Origin of the sequence: Pedobacter sp. B4-66, assembly GCF_018492665.1 — a bacterium.
Taxonomy (GTDB): Bacteria; Bacteroidota; Bacteroidia; order Sphingobacteriales; family Sphingobacteriaceae; genus Pedobacter.
Genome location: NZ_JAFVME010000003.1, coordinates 415,826 through 441,388, shown reverse-complemented (window position 1 = coordinate 441,388; position 25,563 = coordinate 415,826). Strand labels below are relative to the sequence as shown.

Sequence of the window (25,563 nt, the reverse complement as noted above, 5' to 3'; positions counted from 1 at the left end):
GATGCATTTTGAAAGATAATATATTTTCGTTTAATTTAACATCAGTTTGCAAAAAATTAGTGTAAACTGCAAACAATTATATAACTTGTGCATGTAAACAGTGTAATTTCCTTTTATTACTGTTTTGGGGTTATAAATGAAGTAATTTACAAACGTTCCTTTGCTATTTAAACTATTAAATTAATGCCTGATAAACCATTATCTGCTCCACTCTTGCTTACCGACAATGAGCTTAGCGCCATTGCTATGTTCAATGACACAATTTCTGCTTACCCTCTGGATAAAACACTGCACAGTATTTTTGAAGAACAGGTATTAAGAACTCCTGATCATACTGCCTTACAATTGGGCGACCAGTCTCTAACCTATAAAGAACTGAATGACCGCTCCAATCAATTGGCAAGACTGATAATTGAACAAGGGATAAAACCAGGAGACCAGATTGGATTACGCGTTAATCGCAGTTTTGAGATGATAATTGGACTGTATGCAATCTTAAAAAGCGGAGCTTCATATGTACCTGTGGATCCTGACTATCCTTTGGACAGGCAAGTTTACATACTATCGAATTCTAATATTAATTTGCTGCTTACAGATTCACTGCAAACACCAGATCAGCTTGTTTCAGAACTTAAGATTTTAAATATTAAGGAGACAGTGCTTTCAGGATATGAATCTACTAACTTAAATTTGGCTATTGATAGCCGACAGCTAGCCTATACAATTTATACCTCAGGCTCTACTGGAAAGCCTAAAGGGGTAATGATTGAACATCATTCTGCTATTAACCTGATTTTATGGGTAAACAATACCTTTAACGTAGGTGAAAAGGATCGTTTGCTCTTTATCACTTCAATGTGTTTTGACCTTTCTGTTTATGATATATTTGGGATTTTAGCCTGTGGTGGCACCCTTGTAATTGCTGAGCAAGCACAGGTAACTGATATCAATCAGTTACAGTATATGTTGCAACATTTTCAGATCACTTTTTGGGATTCGGTACCTTCTACTCTAGATTATCTGATTAAGGAACTGGAATTAACAGACCCTAATTATAGACAACATTCATTGAGAGTAGTCTTTTTGAGTGGGGATTGGATTCCTGTAAGCCTTCCTGATAAAATAAAGCGTTTTTTCCCATCAGCACAAGTAGTTAGTCTTGGAGGAGCAACAGAGGCTACTGTATGGTCAAATTATTTCATTGTAGAAAAAACATTGCCGGAATGGAACAGCGTTCCTTACGGCAGACCTATAACTAATAACTTTTTTTACATCCTCGATGATCAGCTTAGACCGGTAGCCCCTGGAGTTACCGGAGAACTATTTATAGGGGGCGTTGGTGTAGCTGTAGGGTATGCCAATGATCCGGAAAAAACGGCTGCATCATTCTTAAATGATCCATTTAATACTTCTTGTGGCGGCAAGATGTATCGTACAGGAGATTTAGGGCGTATGCTGCCGGATATGAATATGGAATTTATTGGGCGAAAAGATAATCAGGTAAAAATAAGAGGATTTAGAGTTGAGCTTGGGGAAATTGAACATGTACTACACCATTTTGAGCATCTTGAAAGTGCAGTGGTATTGGCCAAAGACAATAAGGATGGAAAAAAAGAATTAATAGCTTATGTAGTTCCTTTACAAGCCTTTGATAAGACTGCTGCCATAGACCATCTAAAGGTTAAGTTACCCGAGTATATGATTCCTTCGATATGGATAGAATTGCAAAGTCTTCCGCTGAATATTAATGGAAAAATAGACCGAAAGGCCCTCCTTAATATTGAATTTCAACCGCAATCGGAGAATGACTCTTATACTGAACCCGTAACACAGCTTGAAAAGGAAATGACAGCTATTTGGCAACAGGTGTTTGGTATAGAAAAGATTGGCACCAGTGACAATTTCTTTGAACTCGGCGGTCACTCACTGATGGCTTTACAAATTATGTCTCGCTTTGAAAAACAAACAGGGATAAAACTTCCTGCCGCGGCATTGTTTAAGAATCCAAGTATAGGGCCCTTATTAAATTCTGTGAGCAATGAGAATGCAGAAAAAAAATGGAAATCATTGATCCCTATTAAATCAACGGGAAATAAGATGCCGCTATACATTATTCATGGGGATGGTCTTTACGTATTAAGCTTCAAAGACCTTGCTAAATACATTGACAAGGAACAACCTTTATATGGCCTGCAACCGGCAGACCTTAATGAGGTAGATAATAGTATTGAAACCATGGCCGACATTGCTAAACGTTATGTGGCAGAAATATTAGAACACAACCCAGACGGCCCTTACGCAATTGCAGGATATTCATTTGGTGGATATATTGCAATTGAGATGCAAAAGCAATTGAAAGCTATGGGCAAAGAAATCAAAATGTTGGGCATTTTTGATACTGATGCGGAAAACAATTTCTATAGCAAATCCTTGCGGGTTACGCTGCCCAAAAAAATTGGAAGGCAGTTTCCTAAAATGATTTGGATGCTTAAATCCTTCGCTAAAAATCCTTCAGCTATTGTTAGCTACCAATACAAGTTGTCAGTGAGGAGACTTCATAAGTTATTGAATAAACTTGGCCTAGAAAAACCAGTAAAAACTGACGAAGTTTTTAACCAAATTAGGTTAATCAAACAAAGACACCAAAATGCGTTTAAAGCCTATACATTGCAACCATTTGACAATACCGTATATCTTTTTAAAGCAAAAAAACGGGTCTATTTTGTCGATGATTTTAAAACGCTGAGTTGGAAAAAATATGCTCAAAAAGGTGTAAAAATTTATGATGTACCCGGGGATCATGCAACAATGCTTCAATATCCCAATGTTGCCGAGTTTGGAAGAGTACTTCAGGATGCCCTTAATAATTGTTAATGCGACAATCTCAAATCATACATTATGACTATTAAACCCATCACTGAAAGTGATATTGAAATGTGCACAAAGGTCTTTATGGAAGCCTATAACCAACCACCCTGGAATTATCAATGGCAGTTTGAAGACGCATTCAAATATTTAAAAGAATACTATGTATCGCCAGATTTCAAAGGATTTCTTCTATTTGACGGTGAAGTTTTCGCAGGTGCAATGTTTGCTCATTCGAAAACCTGGTGGACTGGACCCCAGTTGTATATTGACGAACTTTTCATTGCACCTTATGAGCAAAAAAAAGGATATGGAAAAGCAATCATCAGGTTTGCTGAAGAAGTTGCATTGAAAGAAGGCCTAGGGACTATCACTTTAATGACTCATAAATTCATGCCAGCAATGAAATTTTATGAAAATATTGATTTTTTGCATGCTCAACCTCTAGTAATACTATTTAAACAACTGGAAGATTAATAATGAAAACAGCTCGCTATCGGACGTAAATCTGAAAACAAAGCCAGCTTATGAAAACTTAATTAGTAAGCTTTATTACTGTAGTTGAGGTTTCAATAAATAGGTTATACTCAAATTTAAATTCTAAAACTGTTCTAATCTTCTGCTTATCCCATTCACATGTTATGATTATATAATTGTAATATGAAAAAGCAGTATAACAACAATATAGTTTTAGCCGCCATATGATGATGCGTCGTGTAGTTACAAACGCCATCATATACGGTCTACCCCTACCTGTTCTTGTGATTTCTTTACTTATTGGATCATCTGATAATATTGGTTTAGGGGCATTTTGGGATTTGATAAGAAGCAAAATAGATAGCAACTATCCAAGCTCAACCATTGTAGAAAATGTGATCCTTAATGTTCGGTTGCCAAGAGCATTGATGACTTTCCTAGTAGGTGCAGCACTAGCTACCGCTGGAGGTGTGTTACAAGCCATCTTCAGAAACCCTCTGGTAGATCCATATATTTTGGGGATCTCATCCGGGGCGGCATTCGGTGCCTCACTTGCCATACTAATACCATTGTTGTCTCTTCATATATCTGCCTTTGTTTTTGGAGCTGCGGCAGTCACATTAACTTATATATTTGGCTATACCAAAAACTCATCTACTATAACCATTATACTGGCGGGTATGATAGTATCGGGCTTATTTACTGCCAGCCTGGCTTTGGTTCAATATTTAAGTGATCCTTTCAAATTACAAGCTATCGTACAATGGACAATGGGAAGTCTGCACCTGAGCTCCTGGCATAAGGTTCAACAAAGCGTACTTCCAATCTGTATTGGACTACTCGGCTTATATTTAATCCGCTGGAAACTTAATCTACTTTCCTTAGGAGATGATGAAGCCAGAGCCGTTGGTGTCAATCCGCTATATATCAAAATCATTGCAGTATTATTAACTACTTTGGTTACAGCAGTTGCAGTGGCGGGGGCAGGTATAATAAGCTTGTATGGCCTCTTTGTACCACATATTACCCGTATGTTGGTGGGTGCAAGTAATGCCAAAACAACTCCGGCAAACATATTCTTTGGCGGAACTTTTCTCCTCATTATTGATAATTTTTGCAGAACAGTATTCCCCTACGAAATTCCAATTGGAATCTTTACGATGATTATAGGTGCGCCCTTTTTTATATTCCTTATCAAAAAAAGAAAAATCAATTGGTCATGAACATAGCAGCAATTAATATAGAAAATCTGTCTTACTCCATACAAGACAAATGCATCCTTAATGAGATCTCCCTTTCTTTACCTGCTGACAGATTTAGCGTGTTACTAGGCAGAAATGGAAGTGGAAAATCTACTTTGTTTAATCTGATCACTGGCAAGTATCCCTATAAATCGGGTGTTATAGACCTACTAGGACAAGAGCGTTCCACAATATCGGAAAAAACGTTGGCCAGAACCATTGGGTTCTTACCCCAGTTTCATCAAGGTGTATTTCCCTTTTCAGTGTACGATGTTGTACTTACCGGAAGAGCTGCCTTTTACAGATTCGGCCCTTCTCGGCAAGATCATGAAATCGTTGTACAAACACTCCAGAACATGGGGATTTTGCATCTTAAAGAAAAAGCGTATACCGACCTCTCAGGGGGGGAGCGCCAATTGGTACTCATTAGTCGTGTTATGGCACAAGGGCCGCAAATCATGGTACTCGATGAGCCGACCAATCATTTGGATTTACACTTTCAGACATTGGTTTTGGAAAAATTAAAGCGTTATTCCCGTAGCGGTCACACTGTGATCTGCATTATGCACGACCCCAATATGGCCAACATTTATGCAGATCACTGTTATTTTATAAAAGACAAGAAGGTTTATGATAGCAAGTTCTTGAAACCAGAGGGTCAGTCATTGAATATATATGAGGATCTGTACAATACGCCACTAATGCAGGTGGAGGTTAAAGATAAAACCATCATTATTCCAAGATTTTAATATTATTTAATATCTTTATACTATCGATATATTTGACCAATTGATGCCAAATTAAATGGATTCTGCTGCTTACCTAAATTCTTATTGTTTTAGTTTTGAATCGGAAGATGTTTTGAAATTGCGCCTAAAATATAGTCGTCTTATGCACCACCTTTAAACGTACCTTGTTCGTACCTCGTTCGACCAGGGCCGAACGAAGTCCGAACAAGGTACGTCGCAAAGCCGAAGCAGACTTCGGACCAAAAAAAATCTACAATCTGTCTATACTAACCCTTCACCTTCAATATCTGCTGGTAAATATTGCCATAGCAATTAACGATCTGAGATGGATTTAATCTATAATTAGCCAAAGTAACCGATGAGCCATACTTTTGCTGAAGTGCAGGAAACAACCTACCGTCATAAGCAATTGCGATCTTGTTTTCATCGATCATATAAATTGGCAAATGCCTGTTTCCTACATCAAAGCAAAACAGGCCCACCACTTCCATATTATTAGAATGCAGTACTATACAAGTACAGGGTTTAATGAATATCCGGATAACTACATGTTCATCCTGATAAATCACTAAACCCTGTTTAAGTACTACTGATGAAGGTTTATCCAGATGAATCATCCTGCCTGCCATGCTTTTTCTTTTGATAATGGTACGATTTACTTCATACCATTCCAGGATCAGACTATCTTCTTCCTGATGATTCAAAGGTTGTACGACAGGCAATCTGTCTATCCTGATCACTTCATTATTTAGCATTCTTCGCTCTTTTTTCTTCTACTTTCGCTTTCAGCCAGTTACACCATTCATCCATACCTGTATTGTGTAGACTGCTGATAGAGATTACATCCAAATTAGGATTAACTTCTCTGGCATCCTTGGCTGCTGCTTCTACTGAAAAAGGAACGTATGGCAGTAAATCTGCTTTTGACACCAACATCAATTCGCTAGTCAAAAACATACGAGGGTATTTCTTTGGTTTATCGTCACCTTCAGTTGAAGCCAATACAGTTACTCTATAATCTTCTCCAAGATCGAAGGCTGCCGGACATACCAGATTACCAACGTTTTCTATAAACAACAAATCAGTTTCCGACAGGTCTATATGATCTAAAGCTTGTAAGATCATCTGTGCTTCAATATGGCACATTCCTCCAGTTACAATTTGTAAGGCATTGATACCAACTTCGCGCATGCGAACCGCATCTCGTTCTGTCTCTGGATCCCCTACCAGTACCGCAATACGAAGGTCTTTTCCTAAACGTTTACCAGTTTCCTGCATTAAAGTTGTCTTTCCAGAACCTGGTGAAGAACAAATATTGATTACACAAAGGTTAGGAATTCTATCTCTGATTGCTTTAGCTACAAAATCATTAGCTTTCAACAAATTCAGGGTTGTATTGTCACATTGTACCGACCCTACCGGCATTTGATTACTTTTCGGTGTTGCTGTCATGTTTATATTGTTATTTAATCTTTAAAAATTACTTGACTAATACGAAGTTCTTCTCCCTGCACAATCTGATCTGAAGACTGACCACACACGCACACAAATTTGTGAAAGCGGACCTCGAACTGAGATTCACATTGCGAACAATGTGCTATGATTGGTAGTAATTCAATCTCTAATTCCGTCTCCTTGAACCTCGTTTCTTCTAAAACAAATGCTTCAAATGCATTTTGAATCAGAATAGGCTGTATGTTACATAATAACCCCGCCTGTACTGTTATTTTGTCGATATTTTCATAAGTTTCTGGATAGGTTTGCTCCAGTGTTTTAAAAATATCCTTCACTATTGCTATTTCGTGCATAATTCAGGTGTTTTATGTTCTATAAAATCTGTACACATACCGGCAACCGTTTTCAGGAAATTATAAAGCAGGTCGCCATTGTTTCCTAAGGCGCGCACAAGAACCATATCGTTTGCACACATGGTAAATCCAAAAGTGATATCTTCATATTCACCGATAAAGATTTCATCCATTTCCTTTTTAAATTCTAAAGCAAAGTCAGAAGCAATAATCAGCGTAGCCTGATGGGTATATCCCTCATGAAACAGCATTTTATCGATAGGCTGATCTTTAGGCTTCAACACCTGATTATCTATGTAAACGATTTTGCCCTCTTTATATATCTTCGTAGTACTGTGCAGTTTTTGAAACTGAAAAACCTCATCACGATGTACCCTACCTGCACAGATGATATCTCCCCAAAGCAAAGTAGTTCCCTTTTCAAGATGCACCTCGTTCACAGTGTGAAATATAGAATCCTTAAAGGGAGTAATCGGGTATGGGATATATTGAAAAAAGGCATCTTGCCCGACGTTAACTACCGTCTGTTGCGTTGCCCCGGTTTTCATGGGATGCAGCTTATTATAGGATTGAGAGTACAGATGAAGATTGGCCTGCTCTCCTACCTGAATATCAATTTTCAAATGATCCCCATCCATAATTCCTGGAGACGAACTCATGATGATTAACTCCAGATACTGGTGATCACGCTGACCACCGTAAGGCACTATTTTGTATGGCATATTGTAAAAGCTGTCCTTCATAACAGTCTTTTCCTCTTCTACACATACACTAATCTTTATTGCACTATCCATGATGTTTATCTTTTACCCTTCTAATAAAGCATATTTCTTAATCCAATTCTGTACCTCATCTAAACCTTGTAGTGTCATCATATTGGTCAGAATAAAAGGACGTTCTCCACGCATGCGTTTCGCATCGCTTTGCATGATCGAAAGATCTGCACCAACATAAGGCGCAAGGTCAATCTTATTAATCAACAGCAGGTCTGATCTGGTAATTCCAGGACCGCCTTTTCTAGGAATCTTTTCACCTTCAGCTACATCAATCACGAAAATGGTCAAATCGGCCAAATCCGGACTGAATGTAGCAGTTAGGTTATCCCCTCCACTCTCTACAAAAATCAACTCCACATCGGGAAATTTCTCGGCCAGTTCCTCTACCGCTTCAATATTCATGGAACAATCTTCACGAATTGCAGTATGCGGACAACCGCCAGTCTCTACACCAGCAATACGTTCTGCTGGTAGTGAAGAATTTTTCTGAAGAAAATCAGCATCCTCACGTGTATAAATATCATTGGTTACAACGCAGATGCTGTATGTGTTACACATTGCCCTGGTCAACCTTTCGATTAATGCGGTCTTTCCTGACCCTACAGGGCCTGCGACCCCTATTTTTACATATTTTCTCTTTGCCATTTTATCTCATTATGAAATGTAAATCCGTGTATATAATTTTTCATGCTGCATACATCTGATATCCTGAGCGATACAGCAGCTTCCTAATAGTTCTTGGGGCATTTGCTCCTGTGTATCCACCAATTGATCTATCAAACCGTGAAGGTTGTACAAGATCTTTTGAGCGTCCATTTGACTGATAGGCACTAGCTTGGCGCAATTGGTTACAATCCCATTGAGTGTGTTGTAATAAAATGCGTGTAAGGCATCTTTCACCGGAATCTTTGCTGCATGTGCATACATAGCAAAAGCCATCGCATAATGTCCGTGTACCTCGCCTTTTTTAATCGACTGAAGGTATTTTGTACAGCGTGGTACGGGCTTAAGATTCTCTGTCACTTTTAAAAAGCGGATACCTAGTTTCTTGCTCGCGTCTCTGATTTCAAAAGGCGCCTTATACGCGCTGATCAAATTATCCAGCTCCTGCACTTTTGCTTTAGTAGCATTACTTTCACACATCTTCCAGGCCAGCATAAAAAATGCGGCATCATTGTAATAAAAGTTGTGTTGCAGCATAGTTTCAGCGTATACTTTTACGGCTTTACTATCTTTCACAATCCCTTTGCTTACATATGTTTCCAATCCATAAGATTGGGTAAAGCTGCCGATTGGAAATGCAGAGTCATTAATCTGTAACAGTGTCAGTAGTGCATTCATCTTACTTGCTTGCTAAAGAAATTACCTGTCCCGAAGTGCTCCATTTATGGATCATCAACGTAGAGGTTCTTTCAATTATTCTAGTCTCTTTACGCGGTTCAAATCCCCCCCTTTTCAGAAACAGATATAGGGGGGACTCAAATGCGATAATGACTTCTTTATCTTTATTTATAAAGACCGGGATATGCTTATTGCCAATTTCAAAACATACGATGGCCATGTCTCTCAACGTTTTCGGTTGAAACACGATACAATCAGAGGGTATGATCTGTACAACGATGATATCTTTGCCTTCCTGGTAAACAATATCACCATGATAAAGCTCCTCTTGCACCAGATGATGGATCGCGATTTCACGACCACCATCTGTTAGCACGCGCAGGATTCTCTTAGTTGTATCATACCACTCCACCTGTAAAACATCAATTTTACAGTTAGAGTAACGCTTAGCATCATCATATAGATTAGCAATAACCCGATCTACCTTTATCATACTAGAAAAGGAAATAACGTTGTGCCATTGGAAGTACAGCCAAAGGCTCGCAGGTAGCAATTACGCCATCTACACGTACATCATAAGTTTCCGGATCTACCGAAATATCTGGCATGGCATCATTATGAACCATGTCTTTTTTCATCACAGTTCTACATCCTTTTACCGGTAAGCTGGTACGCGCCAAACCGTATTTCTTGATGCTTCCATTTTCTAAAGAAACCTTAGAAACAAAGTTGAAACAGGTGCTTGACAATGCTTTACCGTGGTTACCAAACATCATTCTATATACAATAGGCTGAGGCGTTGGAATAGACGCATTTGCATCTCCCATTTTTGCACCAAGGATCATTCCTCCTTTAATTACGATCTCTGGTTTTACACCAAACATCTCTGCTTTCCATAAAATCAAATCGGCAATTTTACCTGGTTCAATTGATCCTACATAGGTATCAATTCCATGCGCTTTAGCCGGGTTGATGGTGTATTTAGAGATGTAACGTTTTACCCTGAAGTTATCGTTACCTTTTCCTTCATCTTCCTTAAGCGGACCTCTCTGTATTTTCATTTTGTGAGCAGTCTGGAAGGTTCTTGTGATTACTTCACCAACTCTACCCATTGCCTGACTATCAGAACTCATAATACTAAACACACCCATATCCTGAAGAATATCTTCGGCAGCGATGGTTTGAGGACGAATTCTTGAATCTGCAAAAGCCACATCTTCTTTTACATTTTTATCTAAGTGATGGCACACCATCAACATATCTAAATGCTCTTCTGCCGTGTTAATGGTGTATGGCTTAGTTGGGTTGGTTGAAGCAGGTAAGATATTAGGATACATCGCGATCTTCATAATATCTGGAGCGTGTCCACCTCCAGCACCTTCAGTGTGGAAAGTATGGATTACACGACCGTCAATTGCGCGAACTGTATCTTCGAGGAAACCAGCCTCATTTAATGTATCAGAGTGAATTGCTACCTGTACATCATATTTGTCTGCTACCTTAAGGGCTGTGTCGATTGTTACAGGATTAGCTCCCCAATCTTCGTGAATCTTCACACCAAGTGCACCAGCCTCTACCATTTCTTCAATAGGTGCCATGGTTGATACGTTTCCTTTACCGAACAAACCAACATTTATTGGCAATGTCTCAAATGCCTGAAGCATTTTTTCCATATACCATTTACCAGAAGTTACTGTTGTAGCATGCGTACCATCTGCCGGTCCGGCACCACCACCAATGAAGGTAGTTACTCCGCTATAAAGTGCAGTATCAACTTGCGTTGGACTGATAAAGTGGATGTGGGTATCAATACCACCTGCGGTAAGGATCATCCCTACACCACTGTGTACTTCTGTTGATGCACCAATTACCATGTTTGGAGTTATGCCATCCTGAACATCAGGGTTTCCTGCTTTTCCAACACCTACAATTTTTCCATCTTTAATTCCAACATCACCCTTTACGATACCCCAATGATCGATAACCATAACGTTGGTGATACAAAAATCCAATACGCCTTCATCTCCAAGTGCACGGGCAGATTGCCCCATACCATCTCTGATGGTTTTACCACCACCAAACTTGTTCTCTTCTCCATATACGGCGAAATCTTTTTCAATCTCAATAAATAACTCCGTATCGGCCAATCGTACTTTATCACCTGTAGTAGGGCCAAATAGCGCTACATACTTCGCTCTTGGTATGTAAAGTTCTCCATTTATATATTTAACTGAACCTGCTTCAATGCCAAGTTTGTCTAATCCTAAAGACCTCAAACCAACAACACTGCCTATTGCAGTCATACCGACTACCTTAATCCATTCTCTTCTATTCCAGTCTGCCATAATATCTTATTTTACGGTTTTATACTTTTCTGTTTTCATTTTTGTAATCGCAGAGGCTTTCACTTTTTCATCTGTATACTTGCCATTAGTCAAGCCGTTAAATCCGTGAATCTCTTTGTTGCCACCTATCTCTACAAGAATAATGTCTTTACTTTCTCCAGGTTCAAAACGTATCGCTGTACTTGCCGGAATGTTTAATCTCATCCCAAATGAAAGCTCTCTATTAAATTGTAAATGTCGATTCACCTCAAAAAAATGATAGTGTGAACCTACCTGTATCGGTCTATCACCAGTATTTGTAACTGCCATTGAAGCCGTACGGTAACCAACATTAGCCTTAATGTCTTCTTTTTCTATAATGTATTCTCCTGGTATCATGTCTTATTTATTTTAAAGATTAGCGAATAGGATTGTGAACGGTTACTAACTTAGTTCCATCTGGAAATGTTACCTCGATCTGCACATCATGGATCATTTCAGGAACACCTTCCATTACCTGCTTTTTAGTCAACAGCTTGGTGCCGTAATCCATAAGGGAGGCTACGGTTTTTCCATCTCTTGCTTTCTCCATGATTTCGGCACTGATGTAGGCGATACTCTCAGGGTAGTTTAGCTTCACTCCTCTTTTTAGTCGTTTGCTGGCAAGCTCACCTGCAAAATGCAGCATCAATTTTTCGGTTTCTCTGGGTGTTAAACGCATAAAATTTTATAGTGTTAAATTTATTATCTGTATGATTTGATTTGAGGGCACTAAATGGCACTTAGGTTAAAATATGTACCTAGAATAAATCGGTTGTGCTTTTCTGTTGGCAATCCAACCCTGTTTTTGTAAGAAATGGTGTTACCTATATAACCTGCAAAAAGTTTCCAGTCTTTATTGGCAATTGGTTTGTGTTCTAATGCCGCATAGCCAGTCCAGTTTTGTCTAAAATCCTGACCTATTTGTTTGTCTTTTCTGGCGCTCGCTGTTTCATAGGCGCCTTTTACCGAAATGCCCCAGTGATTAGTCAACTGTTGATCTAACCTCAATACGGCTGTTTTATAAACAATATCTCTAAGCATTGTTCTATCCGTACCGGTATTTCCATAAAATGTATGGATAGGATTAGATGCCAGCATCGTATGATCGACACCGTAGTCAGAATATTGAAGATCTAAATACACTTTTGTGCGGGCAGACTTATACATATTTGCCAGTGAAACGCCGTGGTTATCTCCTCCTGCTGCCAACTGAGAGTAATTATACGACCATTTGGTATGGAAGGTTTTGTTAAGGAAATTTCCTTCCCAGGTTAAATAAGCGCCAAGTGGACGATCAGATTGCTTAAGCTCACCTGCGGTATAGCCAGCACTTTTAATCAGCTGATCGAAACTCTCTGTAGAGGTGTTATATACCTGAAGATGAAATGTGTTTGTAGGGTTTACTTTGTAGGAAAAGTTAGCACCTACCACGAAAAGATTTAGAATACGATCTACATAGTCTGTAAAAACATACTCGTAAACCGGATTATTCACAAATTCATAGCTACCTACTGCGGCGGCCTGTTTACCTAGAATTACTTCCCACTCTTTTTGCTTACCGAATCGGTAGTTAACATGTGCAAAGTCGAGCGCTCTCGACCCATTGTCTTGTGAAGTTGTGCTGAATGCTCTATTCAGTCGGTAGCGAACCTTATAGGAAAGATCCGGATTAATATGTCCAGTTAATAATAACCTGGTTTCATCCAGTCTGAAACTGGCGTTTAAATCACGATCACTATTTTGGCCAATATTAAGTGATGTACGCCCCAGCACATTAAGGTTAAAAACAGAGGAATCTGCTTTAGCTTTTTCGGCTTTTAGGGTTACACTATCTGGAGCTTGTGCAAATGCTATTATTGGACAAATTGCACATAAACCTACTCCTATACTCGTTCTGATTTTCATATCGCTATACTTAATATTACAAGTATAGACGACCAATCTAAAAATTCGCTAAACTGAATATTAACGCAGTCTTAGCGAAAAATAAGAGCGAAATTAGAGAACTGCGATTGGGCAGTGTATGGTGACTGTAGTTCCCTCTCCCTCAGTAGAATCAATAGTTAAGGTTGCATCATGAAGTTCAAATATGTTCTTGGCAAGCACCAATCCTAATCCATTTCCATAAATACTACCTACGTTTGAAGCCCTGAAAAAGGACTCGAAAATATGTGGTTTATCCCGATCGGGTATTCCTATTCCACGATCAATTACACGGATCACAATCTTCGAATCAACCACCTCAATACTTACCTTCACTTCTTGTTCATTTCCATACTTACATGCGTTGGAAATAATATTAGAAAGGCCTATGAAAAACAGGTCCTGATTCACATAAACGGTTAACAGGTTACTATCATCCGGGATGTTCGAGAAATCAAGGAATATCCGATGATTATCATTCAAATACCCTTCAGACTCTTTTACACTGTATAATAATTCATCAATCCTTACGTGGCTCATGTTCTGTACCTTACCATCATACCCGGTTCGCGACAATAAGAGCAGGTTATTGACTATAAGATTCATCCTATCTACTTCTCTGGATACCATCTCCAAAGAGTAATGTGCTGGGTGTTTATTATCCAAAGAGTTCAGTGCCAATTCTGATTCGCCACTGATAATGGTCATAGGAGTTCTCAATGAGTGTGATGCGTTACTAATAAAACTACGCTGTGATTTCACTGCAGTCTCCAGTCGATTAAGCATGTCATTGATGTTTGAAATAAGGACTTCAATCTCGTCTTTCTCCTTTGTTTCTTTACTTGGTAACCTCAGATTAAGGTTACTGATATTGATTAACCCTATTCGTTTATTAATTGATGCTATCGGATTCAATAGCTTATCTGCAAAATAGAATGAAATTACGAAGATGAAAAACAAGAAAATCACTACTCCTGATACCAGTGCCTGATTAAGATCGGCATGTTCAGCTTTCCCAAAATCGTCAACTGCAGAGGATACCACTACCAGGTTTTTATCATGATCCTTATCTTCAAAAAACAGCGCAACATATGCTGTATCATTGAACATCAACTCAGACCTGCCCCGTTCAATGGCTTCTTCAAAAAAAGCATTGCCCATAGGTAATAGTGGTTCATAGTGAGGTTGTTTCTTATTTTTAGAAACCCTCACCAGGAAATTCTTTCCAAAAGAAAACTGATTGATGAACTTATTACTCAATTCGTAATAGCTCTTATCTTTATAAGTTTTAGAATTTAAAACATGCGTACCTACCATTCGGGCATTTTCTTCTAACCTGATAAAGAATTTGCTTTCTAGGGTCTTAGAGGTAAAATAAGAAACATACACTGCAAAAGACAGCAGGATCAAACTGCCTATTGCCGAAGACAGTAGGATGATTTTGGTTCTAATCTTCATAGTTTTCCTGCACTCTCAATACATAGCCCATACCAATTACGGTATGAATCAACTTGGGCGTAAAGTTCTTGTCTATTTTTTTTCGCAGATAATTAAGGTATACATCCACTACATTAGTACTGAGGTTGAAATCCATCCCCCAAACCTCTTCCAGAATATCAATACGAGTGATAATTCTATTCATGTTCTGCATTAAATATTCAAGTAGTCTATATTCTGTAGCTGTAAGCACAATGGTTTTCCCTGCACGGGTAACTGTTTTGCTGTCCTTATCCAAAACCAGATCTGCTATAGTCAGCAGATTTGCAGGTGTGGCACGTACAGTTCCAGATTTACGAGACTTGCGGTATACACGAGCTTTTAATTCGTCAATCTTGAAGGGTTTGGTCAAATAATCATCGGCATCTTGATTGAAAGCTGCGACAATATCTTCCGTTTGATTTAAGGCTGAAAGGATAATAATAGGAACATCAGGATCTGTTAATCTAATGTTTCGGCACACTTCTAATCCATCCATACCCGGCAGCATTACATCAAGAATAATCAGATCAAATTGATTCATTCCAGCCATTTTTAACCCTGTAAGGCCATCCATGGCTACACTAATATCCAATTCGTTATCCTCATCACTTAAGCCTCTTTTTATCAAAGAAACCACCGCTATTTCATCCTCTATCAAAAGTACCTTCATATCAACCCCTTATTGTTACTATTATAAAATTGGATGTGCAAATTTAGCGAAAATTGACTGCCCCATATTTGCACCACACAAAAAAAGACATAAAATCAATAAAGTGAGGCACCTTATGAGAGAAAACATTAACTTACAAAAGAAAAACAATTAACTATTAAGATTACAAAATCCCCCATTACAAGATTGTTGAATGGGTTTTTTATTATAGCAAATAACAAATTAATGAAAAGAGCTTTCCTTTTTTATGGTCTCCTTTTAGTAGCTGGGTTTGAAACCTTTGCTCAATCGAACAAAAACACATTATGGTATAAACAACCCGCAAGTAATTGGAATGAAGCCTTGCCTGTAGGAAACGGCCGATTAGGTGCAATGGTTTTTGGAAATCCCGAACACGAACTTTTGCAATTGAACGAAGAAAGTGTCTGGGCAGGCGCTAAGGTGAATGCCAATAATCCCAAAGCACTGCAATATCTGCCTGAAATTCAAAAAGCCATTTTTGACAATAAATTTAAGCAAGCTGATAGTTTAGCTCAGCTATATATGGTTGGAACACCGTCTCGCGTTCGCTCATACCAACCTTTAGGAGATTTAAAGTTAGATTTTCAATGGAATGCTAAACCAGAAAACTACACTCGCTCCTTAAACATTCAAACTGGAATATCAACTACCAAATATAGTATTAATGGAAACCCAATTAGCCAACAAGTTTTAGTTTCTGCTCCTGATAATTGTGTTTTCTATAGAATTGAAGGCGGTAAAAACGCATTAATCAATACTACTATTTCTCTTAGTCGCGAGAAAGACGTGAAAGTAAAAGCCTATCCTGATGGTCGCATAGAGATGGAAGGCCAGATTATTGATGAAGTTAGTGATAAAAACAACTCAAATGGTCCGGCTGGAGCGCATATGAAGTTTGCAGCTGAAGCTAGAATAAAACTTCAAAAAGGAACTTTAGAAGTGAGCGGAAGTAATTTGATTATTCGTAATGCAGAGGCAGTAGAGATCGTGTTAACTGGTGCTACTGATTATTCTCTGGCGAAACTAGACTTCGATCGCTCAATTAGTCCAATTGCATCTTGCAAAACGATACTGAACAAAGTAAAAAATAGTGATATTATACTGAGACATACAGCCGAACATCGCGCGATGTTTGACCGTGTGAATCTGGATTTTGGTGCAGATTCATTAGCGAAATATCCAACTGATGTTCGCTTAAATCAGGTGAAACAGGGAAAGCCTGACAATGGATTAATTGCTTTATATTTTCAGTATGGGCGTTACTTATTGATGGGATCATCACGCAAACCCGGAGTATTACCAGCTAATTTGCAAGGCATTTGGAACAAAGAAATGGATGCGCCATGGAATTCCGATTTCCACACCAATATCAATTTACAAATGAATTATTGGCCGGCAGAAATTTGTAATCTTTCTGAGACAAGTGAAGTGCTGGCTAGTTTTATGCAGCAAATAACCATCCCTGGAGCGACGACAGCAAAAGAAAGCTATGGCACTAAAGGTTGGACTATGCACCACCTTACAGATCCTTTTGGTCGCACAAGTATTTGTGATGGTACCTGGGGAATGACGCCAACGAATGGCGCATGGATGGCATTCCCGGTTTATGAGCATTATTTGTTTACCGGCGACAAGAAATACCTTAAAAACACTGCTTACCCATTGTTAAAAGGGGCTTGCGAATTCTTAATGGGTTTTCTTACTTTATCACCTGAGGGTTATCTGGTTACTAACCCATCTACTTCTCCTGAAAACAAATTCAAACTTCCAAATAGCAACGAAACCTCAACACTTACTTACGCTGCAACTATAGATATTCAAACTATAAATGCAGCTTTTGATTACTGTATTGAGGCTGCAGGGATTTTGGGTATTGATGCAGACTTTATAGCAACAATTAAAGCTGCACAAAAGAAACTTCCGCCGGTAAAAATATCTTCTTCCGGCACCATTCAGGAATGGATAAAGGATTATGAAGAAACGGAAATTGGCCATCGTCACATATCTCATCTTTTGGGCTTGTATCCTTTAAGTCAAATAAACCCTGAAACTCCTGAGTTTTTTGAGGCGGCTAAAAAGACCATTGCCCGTCGTTTGTCGCAAAAAGGTGGCGGTACAGGATGGAGCCGTGCATGGATCATTAACTTCTATGCTCGCTTGCTGGATGGTGATAAAGTATATGAAAACATCAATTTATTATTAAGTAATTCTACGCTGAACAATTTGTTCGACACCCATCCTCCTTTTCAGATAGACGGTAATTTTGGTGGAACGGCAGGTATTGCAGAAATGCTTTTACAAAGCACGAATGGAACCGTTCGTTTATTGCCCGCATTACCAAAAGCTATACCCAATGGTCAAATGAAAGGACTTGTTGCCCGTGGTGGTTTTGTGGTAGATATGGATTGGAAAAATGGAGAACTGATAAGTGCCACTATTTTATCTAAACAGGGCAATCCTTTAAAGCTTAGTTATAAAGGTAAAAGTGTCGATTTTAAAACAACCAAAGGTGGGAAATATACTTTATCAAAAGATTTGAAATTGGTAAAAAGTACACGCTAAGATGCTTAAAAATCTAGTAAATATGGCTTCTATACTGAGAGGGCTTCATACCTGTTATCTGCTTAAAAAACTTATTAAAGTTTGTTAAGTTATTATATCCGCTTGAGTAGCAAACATCAGCAATGGAATGTTCAGCATTCTGCAAAAGTTTACATGCATGACCGATCCTAATCTCATTAACAAACTGCGTTAATGACTTTTGGGATCGATCTTTAAAAAACCTACAGAATGAATTTGTTGTCATGTTGCACAAATCTGCTACTTCTTTCAAATTTATATCACGCTGAAAATTCTGCATTAAAAACTGATATACTCTGTTGATTCTATTGGTGTCTTTTTCGTCGTAAGGATTTTTAAAAGTAACACTGGCAAGGTATTCATACTCACTGGAAAGTGATAAAATATCTATAATCTGGAGAAAGGATATTACCTTATCAATTGCTTTTTTTTGATGCAATTTAGCCAGTAATCTTGTAACCTTACTATTTGTTTTACCATAAAATCTTATTCCTCTCCCAGCCTTTTTTATCAAATCCTGCATTAGGTTTAGTGCATTTTGGTCGTCGGTTAATCCAGAAAGGAAATCCGGAGGGAAATAAATGACAGTTGATTTTACTTTATTGTTTTCTTCAGATAAAAAGTTGTTGTCGTTTTGCCAGATATGGGGTAAGTCAGGGCCCATTAAAACAAGATCATTGTCTTCGAAATTACCAATATGATCTCCAACAATACGCTTACCATAGCTCTTTTCTACCCAAACCAATTCACAAGACTCGTGAAAATGAAAGGATGCGATTAAGGAATTCGTTTCCAGGCGTTTTACCTTAATTGTTTTTATTCCTAAAGGGTTTACTTCGATTAATTCTGGTTTCATTTAATGATTAACAACAGCCCAAAGTTAAACTAAATTAAACATTCTAGGAGAAATTGGAATATTCAAGGTAAAATACTTCTATTATTTGTTTTGTTCTTTGGCCCAATCTTTAAATTGTGCAATTGATTTACTTAGAACACCGGCTGAACCTTTAAATTTACCAGAACCACTAGGAGTCCCTCCTTTTCCATACCATTCGTAGAAACCTTTGTTTTTTATGACAAGGTCAATCATCGGCTGAACTTCCTCGTAAGCTTCTTTTACAAATCCATTTGCAATCAGTTGTTGAATCATTCTACCTCCGAACCATGTCCAATCTCCCCCATTTTGATAATAATAAGGGGCTGACATACCTCCACGGAAAAAACCTTTTGGGTAAGTAGGGTAAATTGTAAGACCAATACTTGGCATACCTGATAATTTTACATTCTCAACCATCTGCTTGTTTACAGTTTTAATTTCATCTTTTGATAATAAACCAGCTTCAATAGCAACAGCAGTTCCTCCGTGATAATGAATGTTGTTTTCATCAAATCCTGCTGGAATGGGAGATTTATCAGGATAAATATGAGGGATGAATTTCTCCCTTTTTTCATCCCACAAATACTTTCTTACGTTCAATCGAACGGATTTCTGTAATTCTTTCCATTTTTCAATCTGGCCCTTGTCTGCAGTCATTTCCTGAAGATAGTTTAATGCAATAATGAGCATCGCATTATCATAAACATCTATAGCTTCATTAGATAGCTTATTCCAATCACAACCAAAATCGTCGTTAGGCTGTACATCACCCCAATCAGCGGTCATCGCTCCATTTAATAGACCGTACTTTTTATTGTATTTGTTGTTAAGTAAATAGTCGATCATAAGTTCCATTCTGTTAAGTACAGATATGTCGGCAACCTTCTCTGTTAAAATACTTGTATCTCCAGTCTTTTTAACATACTTACCAACCAGTTGAATTAAAGAAGTTTCCTGATCTGTTTCTACAGTATTCTTGAATCCTACATGATTAGGAGCTGCATCTGAATAGTATGGAGTATCATCATTCCAGGTAAAATCCTTTTTAAGGACATAACCATCCACCATTTCATTATTTTTTTGCTGAAGTGCAAAGAAAAGAAGAATAGCGCCTCTTACTTCTTCTTTAGATGTTTCTTCAAGTGCAGTTTCAATAAATGTATTCATATCACGCGCCCAGATTTGCGAGTAACCACTTCCTGCATTAAAACCCTCTTTTATCACCCCTCTTGCCATGCTGTCTACCTTTTGGAATGATTTATCTGATAAGATCGATTGCGCCAATTTATGATCTGTTACCTGGTGATTAGATGCACATGAGCTCATAAATAAGGCTAACGGTAGAAATATAAAATAAAAGAAAACTGAAATTTTACTCATAGACTTAGGTTTGTGTTGATTTGTATATATGTATGTACAAATATAATAAAACTTCAGTTAACTATCCTGCATTAGTGCACTTCTTCCGCCATCAATCAAATAGGTTGTGCCTGATGCAAAAGCAGCGTATTCACTTGCCAGGAAAGCGCACCAGCCTCCTATCTCTTCGGGAGTACCTAAATTCTTTACCGGATGTAGCTCAATGGTTCTTTGTCTTTCTTTTGCAGGATCTAAAAATGAATCGAACCATAGTTGATTTCCGGGAGTATCAATAAAGCCCGGGGCAATTCCTACAGTCCTAATTTTAGGTCCCCATTCAATGGCTAAACTTCTTACCAGTCCTGTTAGGGCTGTTTTGGTAATGTTATATGGGAAACAACCGGGCATAGTTGAATAAGCATGATTAGAGCTCATTAAAATGATTACTCCGTTATTTTTTTCTAGATATGGCCTGCAAAGTTTTGCAATCCGCCAATGTGACGCAAGATTCAGATTCATATTGAAATCCCAGTCCATTTCACTACATCCTTCAGGCCTGTCAAAAACATTCTTACCTGCATTAGAGACAAGAATATCTATTTTACCTTTTTCGCGTTCAGTAACTGATTGAACAAGCTCCCTGATATCTTCTGGATTACGCATATCTGTTTTATTGTAACTAGCGTTGCCCCCTTCACTCCTTATTATTTCTAAAAAATTGCTTGCTTCAGGACTGTTATTTAAATGTTCAGCGCAACCTGCAATAGTACATCCAGCTTTAGCCAAAACTTTCGCAATACCCAATCCAATACCAGATGTAACGCCTGTAATAAGGGCCACTTTCCCTTTTAAATCAATTTGTAGCGCCATAATTTAATTCTAATGTTTTATAATTTTATACATAAAATCCAGATCTTGCCTCTAGAATCCCCGGGTGTTTCTCCATTTCTGATTCAACCAAATCTACTCCTAGCCCCGGACGATCGCTCAATTTCAAATGCCCTTCTACAATCATTTCTTTTATTGGATGATTGATAACAGTATCTCTCCATGGGACATCATTAAACATAAATTCCTGTCTGAAAAAATTTGGGACAGAGGCGCATACATGAGCTGAAGCCAAGGTAGAAAGTGGTCCGTTAGGATTATGTGGAGCAAGTAGAACATTATATGCCTCCATCATTGTAGCCATCCTCTTCATTTCTGAGGGGCCGCCACAACGTGTAATGTCAGGCATCATGAAATCGCATACATGTTTTTCCAGTAGGTCTCGTATGCCATGACGAGTATAATGCCGCTCACCAACACAAATAGAAACGTTCGAAGGAATTCTGTCTCTCATGGCTCTGAGTGTATTTGCATTTTCAGGTCCCGCAGGTTCCTCATACCAGGTAATATTTAGTTCCGAAAGACGCTTAGCCATTTTAACAGCAACACTATAATTAAGCATAGCGTGCGTCTCAATCATAATGTCAAAATTTGGCCCCACAGCATCACGTACAGCTTTACTTACATTGAACGCCAGATCCTGCTGTTCATTAGTTAGTTGCAAATTTGATGATAAGTCTTCGCCATATAAGTAGTTAGTATGGGCAAAAGGATCAAATTTGAGCCCTGTAAATCCTGCTTCCTTTACTTTTATAGCTTGAGCAGCATAATCTTCTGCATTATGTTCACCGCCGGTAAACCAATAGTTTGCGTATAGCTGAATATCTGTTCTAAACGCTCCTCCTAAAAGCTCATAGCAAGGCGTACCTAGCACTTTACCTTTCAAGTCAAGTAAAGCCATGTCAATCCCACTTATCGCACACATGCTGGCACCAAACGGCCCCATCCAATTAAGATCTCTGTACAGCTTGGTCCAGATAAAGTCCGTTCTCATAGGATCGAGCCCTATAATTCTTTCCCCTACATGTTTTGCAGCATGGTATACAATTGGGCTACCCGGCCAATTTGTTGCTTCTCCAACTCCGGAATGCCCTGTATCAGTATAAATTTTGAGTAAAGTCCAGTTGTACTTAACACCCTCAACCAGCCATACTTTTACATCTGTAATTTTCATATCTAATTTTCTTTTTAACGCAACCTGAATATCACGTTTCCTATTAATTGTTTGCCTTTAATATTAATTCTTTGGTCAGTAAATGGAGATCCATAAAATGGTTCAGATCCGCTGTTACTATAATCAGCAATCAGAAACTGTATGTTACTATCTTGCAACCAGCTTCTCGAAGATTGTTTTGCATCTGAAAGCACTGTAATACCATTGTTGTTACTGTTAGTAAGCTCAGCGTGAATGATGTGCTGTTTTGTAGACCTAAAATCATTAGATCCCATTTCATTTGCATCATCTTTCCAAAGAGCTGACGGCTGCTTGCCTTGCTCTTCTACCGAAGACAGCCACTTTGCATTCAGTTTTGTTGTTCCGCTATCTCTTGCTATATCATCAGGAGAATAAACTGTAAAGTCTCCGCGGCGTTTCCAGCTCAACTGATCAAAAGCGGGAGGTAACTGAAATAACATCCCATACTGGTAGGGCTTTGCAGTGGCCTCGTCCCAACATTTAATATCATAATCTACCTTTACATTACCATTCTTCATAAAAGAATACTTTATGCTTCCGTTTGCACTTTTGTAAGTAGTCTCCATAGAGATTATGATGGCATCTTCAGTTTGTTGAGTGGTTATATTTTTTACGTACAAGGTATATAGCGGATAATTCTTTATTGGGTAAATGTTATTCTGATAAGTTTCTCCTGCAACATTTGGTTTTCCTCCATCTTCGTTATTCATTGGCACTACACAAAACACGGGACCCTGGCTAAGAATCCTTTGCCCTTTACTTTCTGCGCCTGATATTATTCCGTTCGCTTTATCAACTGTATATCTGACATCTCCCTGCTGAATAAAATAAGCAGAAGGATTCTCTTCCAGGGCAAGTGATTCAATTGTTTTATATTGTACCTCTTCGGTTTTCTTTAAAACGATATGTTCTTCGTTGGTAATAAATCCGCCTGGATCCTTAAAAGTGATGTATACCTCTTTTGTTTGTTCATTAACAGGTATTTTTAAAAACCCATTTTGATGTGGCCCTATCTGTGAACTGATTTTTCCAGTGGTAACATTGGTTTTGTAGCTGATGGAAACATCCTGAAGTGATACAAAATCGTAACGGTTTTCTACCTGAAGGATCAACTGATTGTTTTGTACTTTTAGATCGTTTAAATTTTTAATTACTACCGGTGCATAAGCTTTTTTCATGCCCCAGTATTCAGGCTTTGGCCTGCGCCAGCCATCTATTGGACCCCAAGGGCCATAGCCTACAATACGTCCATCAGGAAGGTGAAAAGTATCGTCTATTCCACTCCATATTGCACCACCCAGATTGCCTTTATGATAGTACATTGAATCGTACATTTTTACCAATGGAAGTGCATAGGCACTTCTTACCCCTGGATCGGTAGCCAGCTCTCTTCTATTGTAGGTGCTAACATGCGCATATTCTCCAAACAAGGTAGGTCGGCTCATGGTATCAGTAGCTGCCGGGCCATTCATCCCCGGATAGTGATAATTGGCAATATCGGCTTTGCTTCCTGCGTTATTGAAACCACCCCAGCATTGGTCATGAAAGGAAGTTGGTCTGGTACTATCAAACTCCTTTACTTTATCCAATACTTTCTGCCACAACGGGCTCCATCTTGATTCATTTCCTAGCGACCAGATGATAACTGAAGGATGATTCTTTGCTGCCTGCATTTTTTCCAGATTTGCGGAGATCATATAAGGTAAGAATTTTTCGTCCTTATAATCCCATAGACCCCACATTGGAGAGGCATGATGCTGAATCCAGGTTAATGAAGATTCATTTTCGACAAACAAACCAATTCTATCTGCTTCTTCCAAAAACTCTTGTGAAGGAGGATAATGAGAACTACGTATGTAATTGCAGTTTGCCTGCTTAAAAAGTCCAGCATCCTTTATTTCAAGTTCAGGACTTATGCTTCGACCGGTAAGTGGGTGAACAGAATGTCTATTTACCCCTCTTAACTTAATGGGATGGCCATTTACAAAAAGCTGATTTCCTTTAATCTCCACCTGTCTGAAACCAATTTTTTGAGTATTCTTTTGAATGGCTTTGCCATTAACAATCAGTTCAGTTGTTAAATTATATAAGTAAGGATGCTCGGTATTCCATTGTCTGGGATTTTTGATAAAGAAACTCTTCCTTGATAGAGTTGATTCCCCCGGAGCGAGCGCTTTATCCAGAGGTATTATTTTTTTTAAAACAATTTTATCATCGTTATCAGTTAACATATAGCTTATTTGAGCACTTGAGGTTATTTTCGATTCATTAACGACTTTAGTCTTAAGCTGAAGGCTTGAATTCTTATAATTGCTGTCAAAACTTGTGGTTGCACTTATGTCTGCAATATTTACTTCAGGCAATGCAAATAAAGTGACCTTTCTAAGAATACCTCCTACTGTGTGTGCTGCATACTGAGAAGTACAAGCAAGGATATCACTAACAGTTAATGCTTGAACTTCGACTTCTAGTAAATTATCTCCAGAATGTAGAAAGTCTGTAATGTCAGATTCAAAAGGCACAAAACTCCCTTCATGCTCTGATACTTTGCGACCGTTTATCTTTACAACAGCATGAGAACTAACCCCATCGAACTTCAATTTTATTCTCTTACCTTGCCATGAAGCAGGTATATTGAGGTTTTTACTATAGTTTGCCGTTTCTCCTGCATTTACCGTAAAGCCCTGCATAACCCACTCTCCAGGAACCTGAATTCGCTTCCTGTAGGACTCAATTTTTGTATTTTCAGAAAATAACCACTCTCCATTTAGAGAAACTTTTAAGTCCTTTTCTGAGGGAATTGGAGATAAGCGAGCAACCTCAGTTTTTTTACCATCAGCTATTGGTAAAGCCATTTTCTGAATCTGGGCGCTAGTGCTACTTCCGATAAATAATAGACAGGCAAAAACTATATTATAGGATGTCTTCATTTTTTAATATTACTTTTT

General features: G+C 38.4%; 23 protein-coding genes. 5 read left to right on the top strand and 18 right to left on the bottom strand.

Annotated elements, in window-relative coordinates:
• Window positions 1-183 precede the first annotated feature (183 nt).
• From J1905_RS06505 to J1905_RS06490, 4 genes are all read left to right on the top strand, one after another.
• A complete protein-coding gene (locus tag J1905_RS06505) occupies window positions 184-2,874 on the top strand; it encodes a non-ribosomal peptide synthetase (RefSeq protein ID WP_214226451.1) in 2,691 nt (896 codons plus the stop codon).
• A gap of 24 nt (window positions 2,875-2,898) precedes the next feature.
• Entirely contained in the window at window positions 2,899-3,342 is a 444-nt protein-coding gene (locus J1905_RS06500; RefSeq protein ID WP_214226450.1) for a GNAT family N-acetyltransferase, read from the top strand.
• A gap of 224 nt (window positions 3,343-3,566) precedes the next feature.
• Window positions 3,567-4,565: a FecCD family ABC transporter permease gene (locus tag J1905_RS06495; RefSeq protein ID WP_250318023.1), complete on the top strand. Its 999-nt coding sequence runs from the start codon at window positions 3,567-3,569 to the stop codon at window positions 4,563-4,565.
• The gene (locus tag J1905_RS06490; protein ID WP_214226449.1) at window positions 4,562-5,332 is read left to right on the top strand and encodes an ABC transporter ATP-binding protein; all 771 of its coding nucleotides are present in this window, start codon (window positions 4,562-4,564) and stop codon (window positions 5,330-5,332) included. The genes J1905_RS06495 and J1905_RS06490 overlap by 4 nt, the downstream gene beginning before the upstream one ends.
• 266 nt (window positions 5,333-5,598) lie before the next feature.
• On the opposite strand, the gene J1905_RS06485 is transcribed toward J1905_RS06490, so the two are convergent.
• The 13 genes from J1905_RS06485 to J1905_RS06425 all read right to left on the bottom strand — a co-directional run bounded on the left by J1905_RS06485 (window position 5,599) and on the right by J1905_RS06425 (window position 15,695).
• Complete coding sequence (locus J1905_RS06485; RefSeq protein WP_214226447.1) at window positions 5,599-6,087, bottom strand: urease accessory protein UreE; 489 nt, start codon at window positions 6,085-6,087, stop codon at window positions 5,599-5,601.
• On the bottom strand, window positions 6,077-6,784 hold the full coding sequence (gene hypB, locus J1905_RS06480) for a hydrogenase nickel incorporation protein HypB (protein WP_250318022.1): 708 nt from the start codon (window positions 6,782-6,784) through the stop codon (window positions 6,077-6,079). Before hypB ends, J1905_RS06485 begins: the two co-directional genes overlap by 11 nt.
• Before the next feature lie 14 nt (window positions 6,785-6,798).
• Entirely contained in the window at window positions 6,799-7,140 is a 342-nt protein-coding gene (locus J1905_RS06475; protein ID WP_214226445.1) for a hydrogenase maturation nickel metallochaperone HypA/HybF, read from the bottom strand.
• Complete coding sequence (locus J1905_RS06470; protein WP_214226444.1) at window positions 7,128-7,934, bottom strand: urease accessory protein UreD; 807 nt, start codon at window positions 7,932-7,934, stop codon at window positions 7,128-7,130. Before J1905_RS06470 ends, J1905_RS06475 begins: the two co-directional genes overlap by 13 nt.
• A 12-nt stretch (window positions 7,935-7,946) precedes the next feature.
• On the bottom strand, window positions 7,947-8,561 hold the full coding sequence (gene ureG / locus J1905_RS06465; RefSeq protein ID WP_214226440.1) for an urease accessory protein UreG: 615 nt from the start codon (window positions 8,559-8,561) through the stop codon (window positions 7,947-7,949).
• A 9-nt stretch (window positions 8,562-8,570) separates the two neighbouring features.
• Window positions 8,571-9,257: an urease accessory protein UreF gene (locus tag J1905_RS06460; RefSeq protein ID WP_214226438.1), complete on the bottom strand. Its 687-nt coding sequence runs from the start codon at window positions 9,255-9,257 to the stop codon at window positions 8,571-8,573.
• A 1-nt stretch (window position 9,258) separates the two neighbouring features.
• Entirely contained in the window at window positions 9,259-9,750 is a 492-nt protein-coding gene (locus tag J1905_RS06455; protein WP_214226437.1) for an urease accessory protein UreE, read from the bottom strand.
• Window position 9,751: 1 nt separating this feature from the next.
• The gene (gene ureC / locus J1905_RS06450) at window positions 9,752-11,602 is read right to left on the bottom strand and encodes an urease subunit alpha (protein WP_214226436.1); all 1,851 of its coding nucleotides are present in this window, start codon (window positions 11,600-11,602) and stop codon (window positions 9,752-9,754) included.
• A 6-nt stretch (window positions 11,603-11,608) separates the two neighbouring features.
• Window positions 11,609-11,980: an urease subunit beta gene (gene ureB / locus J1905_RS06445; RefSeq protein WP_214226435.1), complete on the bottom strand. Its 372-nt coding sequence runs from the start codon at window positions 11,978-11,980 to the stop codon at window positions 11,609-11,611.
• A gap of 19 nt (window positions 11,981-11,999) precedes the next feature.
• Complete coding sequence (gene ureA / locus J1905_RS06440) at window positions 12,000-12,302, bottom strand: urease subunit gamma (RefSeq protein WP_214226434.1); 303 nt, start codon at window positions 12,300-12,302, stop codon at window positions 12,000-12,002.
• Window positions 12,303-12,352: 50 nt separating this feature from the next.
• Window positions 12,353-13,528: a porin gene (locus J1905_RS06435; protein ID WP_214226433.1), complete on the bottom strand. Its 1,176-nt coding sequence runs from the start codon at window positions 13,526-13,528 to the stop codon at window positions 12,353-12,355.
• A gap of 93 nt (window positions 13,529-13,621) precedes the next feature.
• A complete protein-coding gene (locus J1905_RS06430) occupies window positions 13,622-15,004 on the bottom strand; it encodes a sensor histidine kinase (RefSeq protein ID WP_214226432.1) in 1,383 nt (460 codons plus the stop codon).
• Complete coding sequence (locus J1905_RS06425; protein ID WP_214226431.1) at window positions 14,994-15,695, bottom strand: response regulator transcription factor; 702 nt, start codon at window positions 15,693-15,695, stop codon at window positions 14,994-14,996. Before J1905_RS06425 ends, J1905_RS06430 begins: the two co-directional genes overlap by 11 nt.
• A gap of 225 nt (window positions 15,696-15,920) precedes the next feature.
• Here J1905_RS06425 and J1905_RS06420 point away from each other — a divergent pair, with 225 nt between their 5' ends.
• Complete coding sequence (locus J1905_RS06420; RefSeq protein WP_214226428.1) at window positions 15,921-18,278, top strand: glycoside hydrolase family 95 protein; 2,358 nt, start codon at window positions 15,921-15,923, stop codon at window positions 18,276-18,278.
• 13 nt (window positions 18,279-18,291) lie between these two features.
• Here J1905_RS06420 and J1905_RS06415 read toward each other — a convergent pair whose 3' ends face one another.
• From J1905_RS06415 to J1905_RS06395, 5 genes are all read right to left on the bottom strand, one after another.
• Window positions 18,292-19,152: an AraC family transcriptional regulator gene (locus tag J1905_RS06415; protein ID WP_214226426.1), complete on the bottom strand. Its 861-nt coding sequence runs from the start codon at window positions 19,150-19,152 to the stop codon at window positions 18,292-18,294.
• An 81-nt stretch (window positions 19,153-19,233) separates the two neighbouring features.
• Window positions 19,234-20,553: a GH36-type glycosyl hydrolase domain-containing protein gene (locus J1905_RS06410; RefSeq protein ID WP_214226424.1), complete on the bottom strand. Its 1,320-nt coding sequence runs from the start codon at window positions 20,551-20,553 to the stop codon at window positions 19,234-19,236.
• 57 nt (window positions 20,554-20,610) lie between these two features.
• Window positions 20,611-21,402 carry an SDR family NAD(P)-dependent oxidoreductase gene (locus J1905_RS06405; RefSeq protein ID WP_214226423.1) on the bottom strand — a complete coding sequence of 264 codons (792 nt, stop codon included), beginning with the start codon at window positions 21,400-21,402 and terminating at the stop codon, window positions 20,611-20,613.
• Window positions 21,403-21,427: 25 nt separating this feature from the next.
• Window positions 21,428-22,594 carry a mandelate racemase/muconate lactonizing enzyme family protein gene (locus J1905_RS06400; RefSeq protein WP_214226421.1) on the bottom strand — a complete coding sequence of 389 codons (1,167 nt, stop codon included), beginning with the start codon at window positions 22,592-22,594 and terminating at the stop codon, window positions 21,428-21,430.
• Between the two features lie 14 nt (window positions 22,595-22,608).
• The gene (locus J1905_RS06395; protein ID WP_214226420.1) at window positions 22,609-25,545 is read right to left on the bottom strand and encodes a glycoside hydrolase family 2 TIM barrel-domain containing protein; all 2,937 of its coding nucleotides are present in this window, start codon (window positions 25,543-25,545) and stop codon (window positions 22,609-22,611) included.
• Window positions 25,546-25,563: the final 18 nt, after the last annotated feature.

What these genes read in the sequence shown, in the direction of transcription:
- J1905_RS06415 (WP_214226426.1), bottom strand. Translation starts at nt 19,152, where the DNA reads ATGAAACCAGAATTAATCGAAGTAAACCCTTTAGGAATAAAAACAATT.
- J1905_RS06500 (WP_214226450.1), top strand. Translation starts at nt 2,899, where the DNA reads ATGACTATTAAACCCATCACTGAAAGTGATATTGAAATGTGCACAAAG.
- J1905_RS06505 (WP_214226451.1), top strand. Translation starts at nt 184, where the DNA reads ATGCCTGATAAACCATTATCTGCTCCACTCTTGCTTACCGACAATGAG.
- J1905_RS06420 (WP_214226428.1), top strand. Translation starts at nt 15,921, where the DNA reads ATGAAAAGAGCTTTCCTTTTTTATGGTCTCCTTTTAGTAGCTGGGTTT.
- J1905_RS06475 (WP_214226445.1), bottom strand. Translation starts at nt 7,140, where the DNA reads ATGCACGAAATAGCAATAGTGAAGGATATTTTTAAAACACTGGAGCAA.
- hypB (WP_250318022.1), bottom strand. Translation starts at nt 6,784, where the DNA reads ATGACAGCAACACCGAAAAGTAATCAAATGCCGGTAGGGTCGGTACAA.
- J1905_RS06395 (WP_214226420.1), bottom strand. Translation starts at nt 25,545, where the DNA reads ATGAAGACATCCTATAATATAGTTTTTGCCTGTCTATTATTTATCGGA.
- J1905_RS06490 (WP_214226449.1), top strand. Translation starts at nt 4,562, where the DNA reads ATGAACATAGCAGCAATTAATATAGAAAATCTGTCTTACTCCATACAA.
- J1905_RS06410 (WP_214226424.1), bottom strand. Translation starts at nt 20,553, where the DNA reads ATGAGTAAAATTTCAGTTTTCTTTTATTTTATATTTCTACCGTTAGCC.
- ureG (WP_214226440.1), bottom strand. Translation starts at nt 8,561, where the DNA reads ATGGCAAAGAGAAAATATGTAAAAATAGGGGTCGCAGGCCCTGTAGGG.
- J1905_RS06405 (WP_214226423.1), bottom strand. Translation starts at nt 21,402, where the DNA reads ATGGCGCTACAAATTGATTTAAAAGGGAAAGTGGCCCTTATTACAGGC.
- J1905_RS06495 (WP_250318023.1), top strand. Translation starts at nt 3,567, where the DNA reads ATGATGATGCGTCGTGTAGTTACAAACGCCATCATATACGGTCTACCC.
- ureB (WP_214226435.1), bottom strand. Translation starts at nt 11,980, where the DNA reads ATGATACCAGGAGAATACATTATAGAAAAAGAAGACATTAAGGCTAAT.
- J1905_RS06455 (WP_214226437.1), bottom strand. Translation starts at nt 9,750, where the DNA reads ATGATAAAGGTAGATCGGGTTATTGCTAATCTATATGATGATGCTAAG.
- J1905_RS06425 (WP_214226431.1), bottom strand. Translation starts at nt 15,695, where the DNA reads ATGAAGGTACTTTTGATAGAGGATGAAATAGCGGTGGTTTCTTTGATA.
- J1905_RS06485 (WP_214226447.1), bottom strand. Translation starts at nt 6,087, where the DNA reads ATGCTAAATAATGAAGTGATCAGGATAGACAGATTGCCTGTCGTACAA.
- J1905_RS06400 (WP_214226421.1), bottom strand. Translation starts at nt 22,594, where the DNA reads ATGAAAATTACAGATGTAAAAGTATGGCTGGTTGAGGGTGTTAAGTAC.
- J1905_RS06460 (WP_214226438.1), bottom strand. Translation starts at nt 9,257, where the DNA reads ATGAATGCACTACTGACACTGTTACAGATTAATGACTCTGCATTTCCA.
- J1905_RS06430 (WP_214226432.1), bottom strand. Translation starts at nt 15,004, where the DNA reads ATGAAGATTAGAACCAAAATCATCCTACTGTCTTCGGCAATAGGCAGT.
- ureC (WP_214226436.1), bottom strand. Translation starts at nt 11,602, where the DNA reads ATGGCAGACTGGAATAGAAGAGAATGGATTAAGGTAGTCGGTATGACT.
- ureA (WP_214226434.1), bottom strand. Translation starts at nt 12,302, where the DNA reads ATGCGTTTAACACCCAGAGAAACCGAAAAATTGATGCTGCATTTTGCA.
- J1905_RS06435 (WP_214226433.1), bottom strand. Translation starts at nt 13,528, where the DNA reads ATGAAAATCAGAACGAGTATAGGAGTAGGTTTATGTGCAATTTGTCCA.
- J1905_RS06470 (WP_214226444.1), bottom strand. Translation starts at nt 7,934, where the DNA reads ATGGATAGTGCAATAAAGATTAGTGTATGTGTAGAAGAGGAAAAGACT.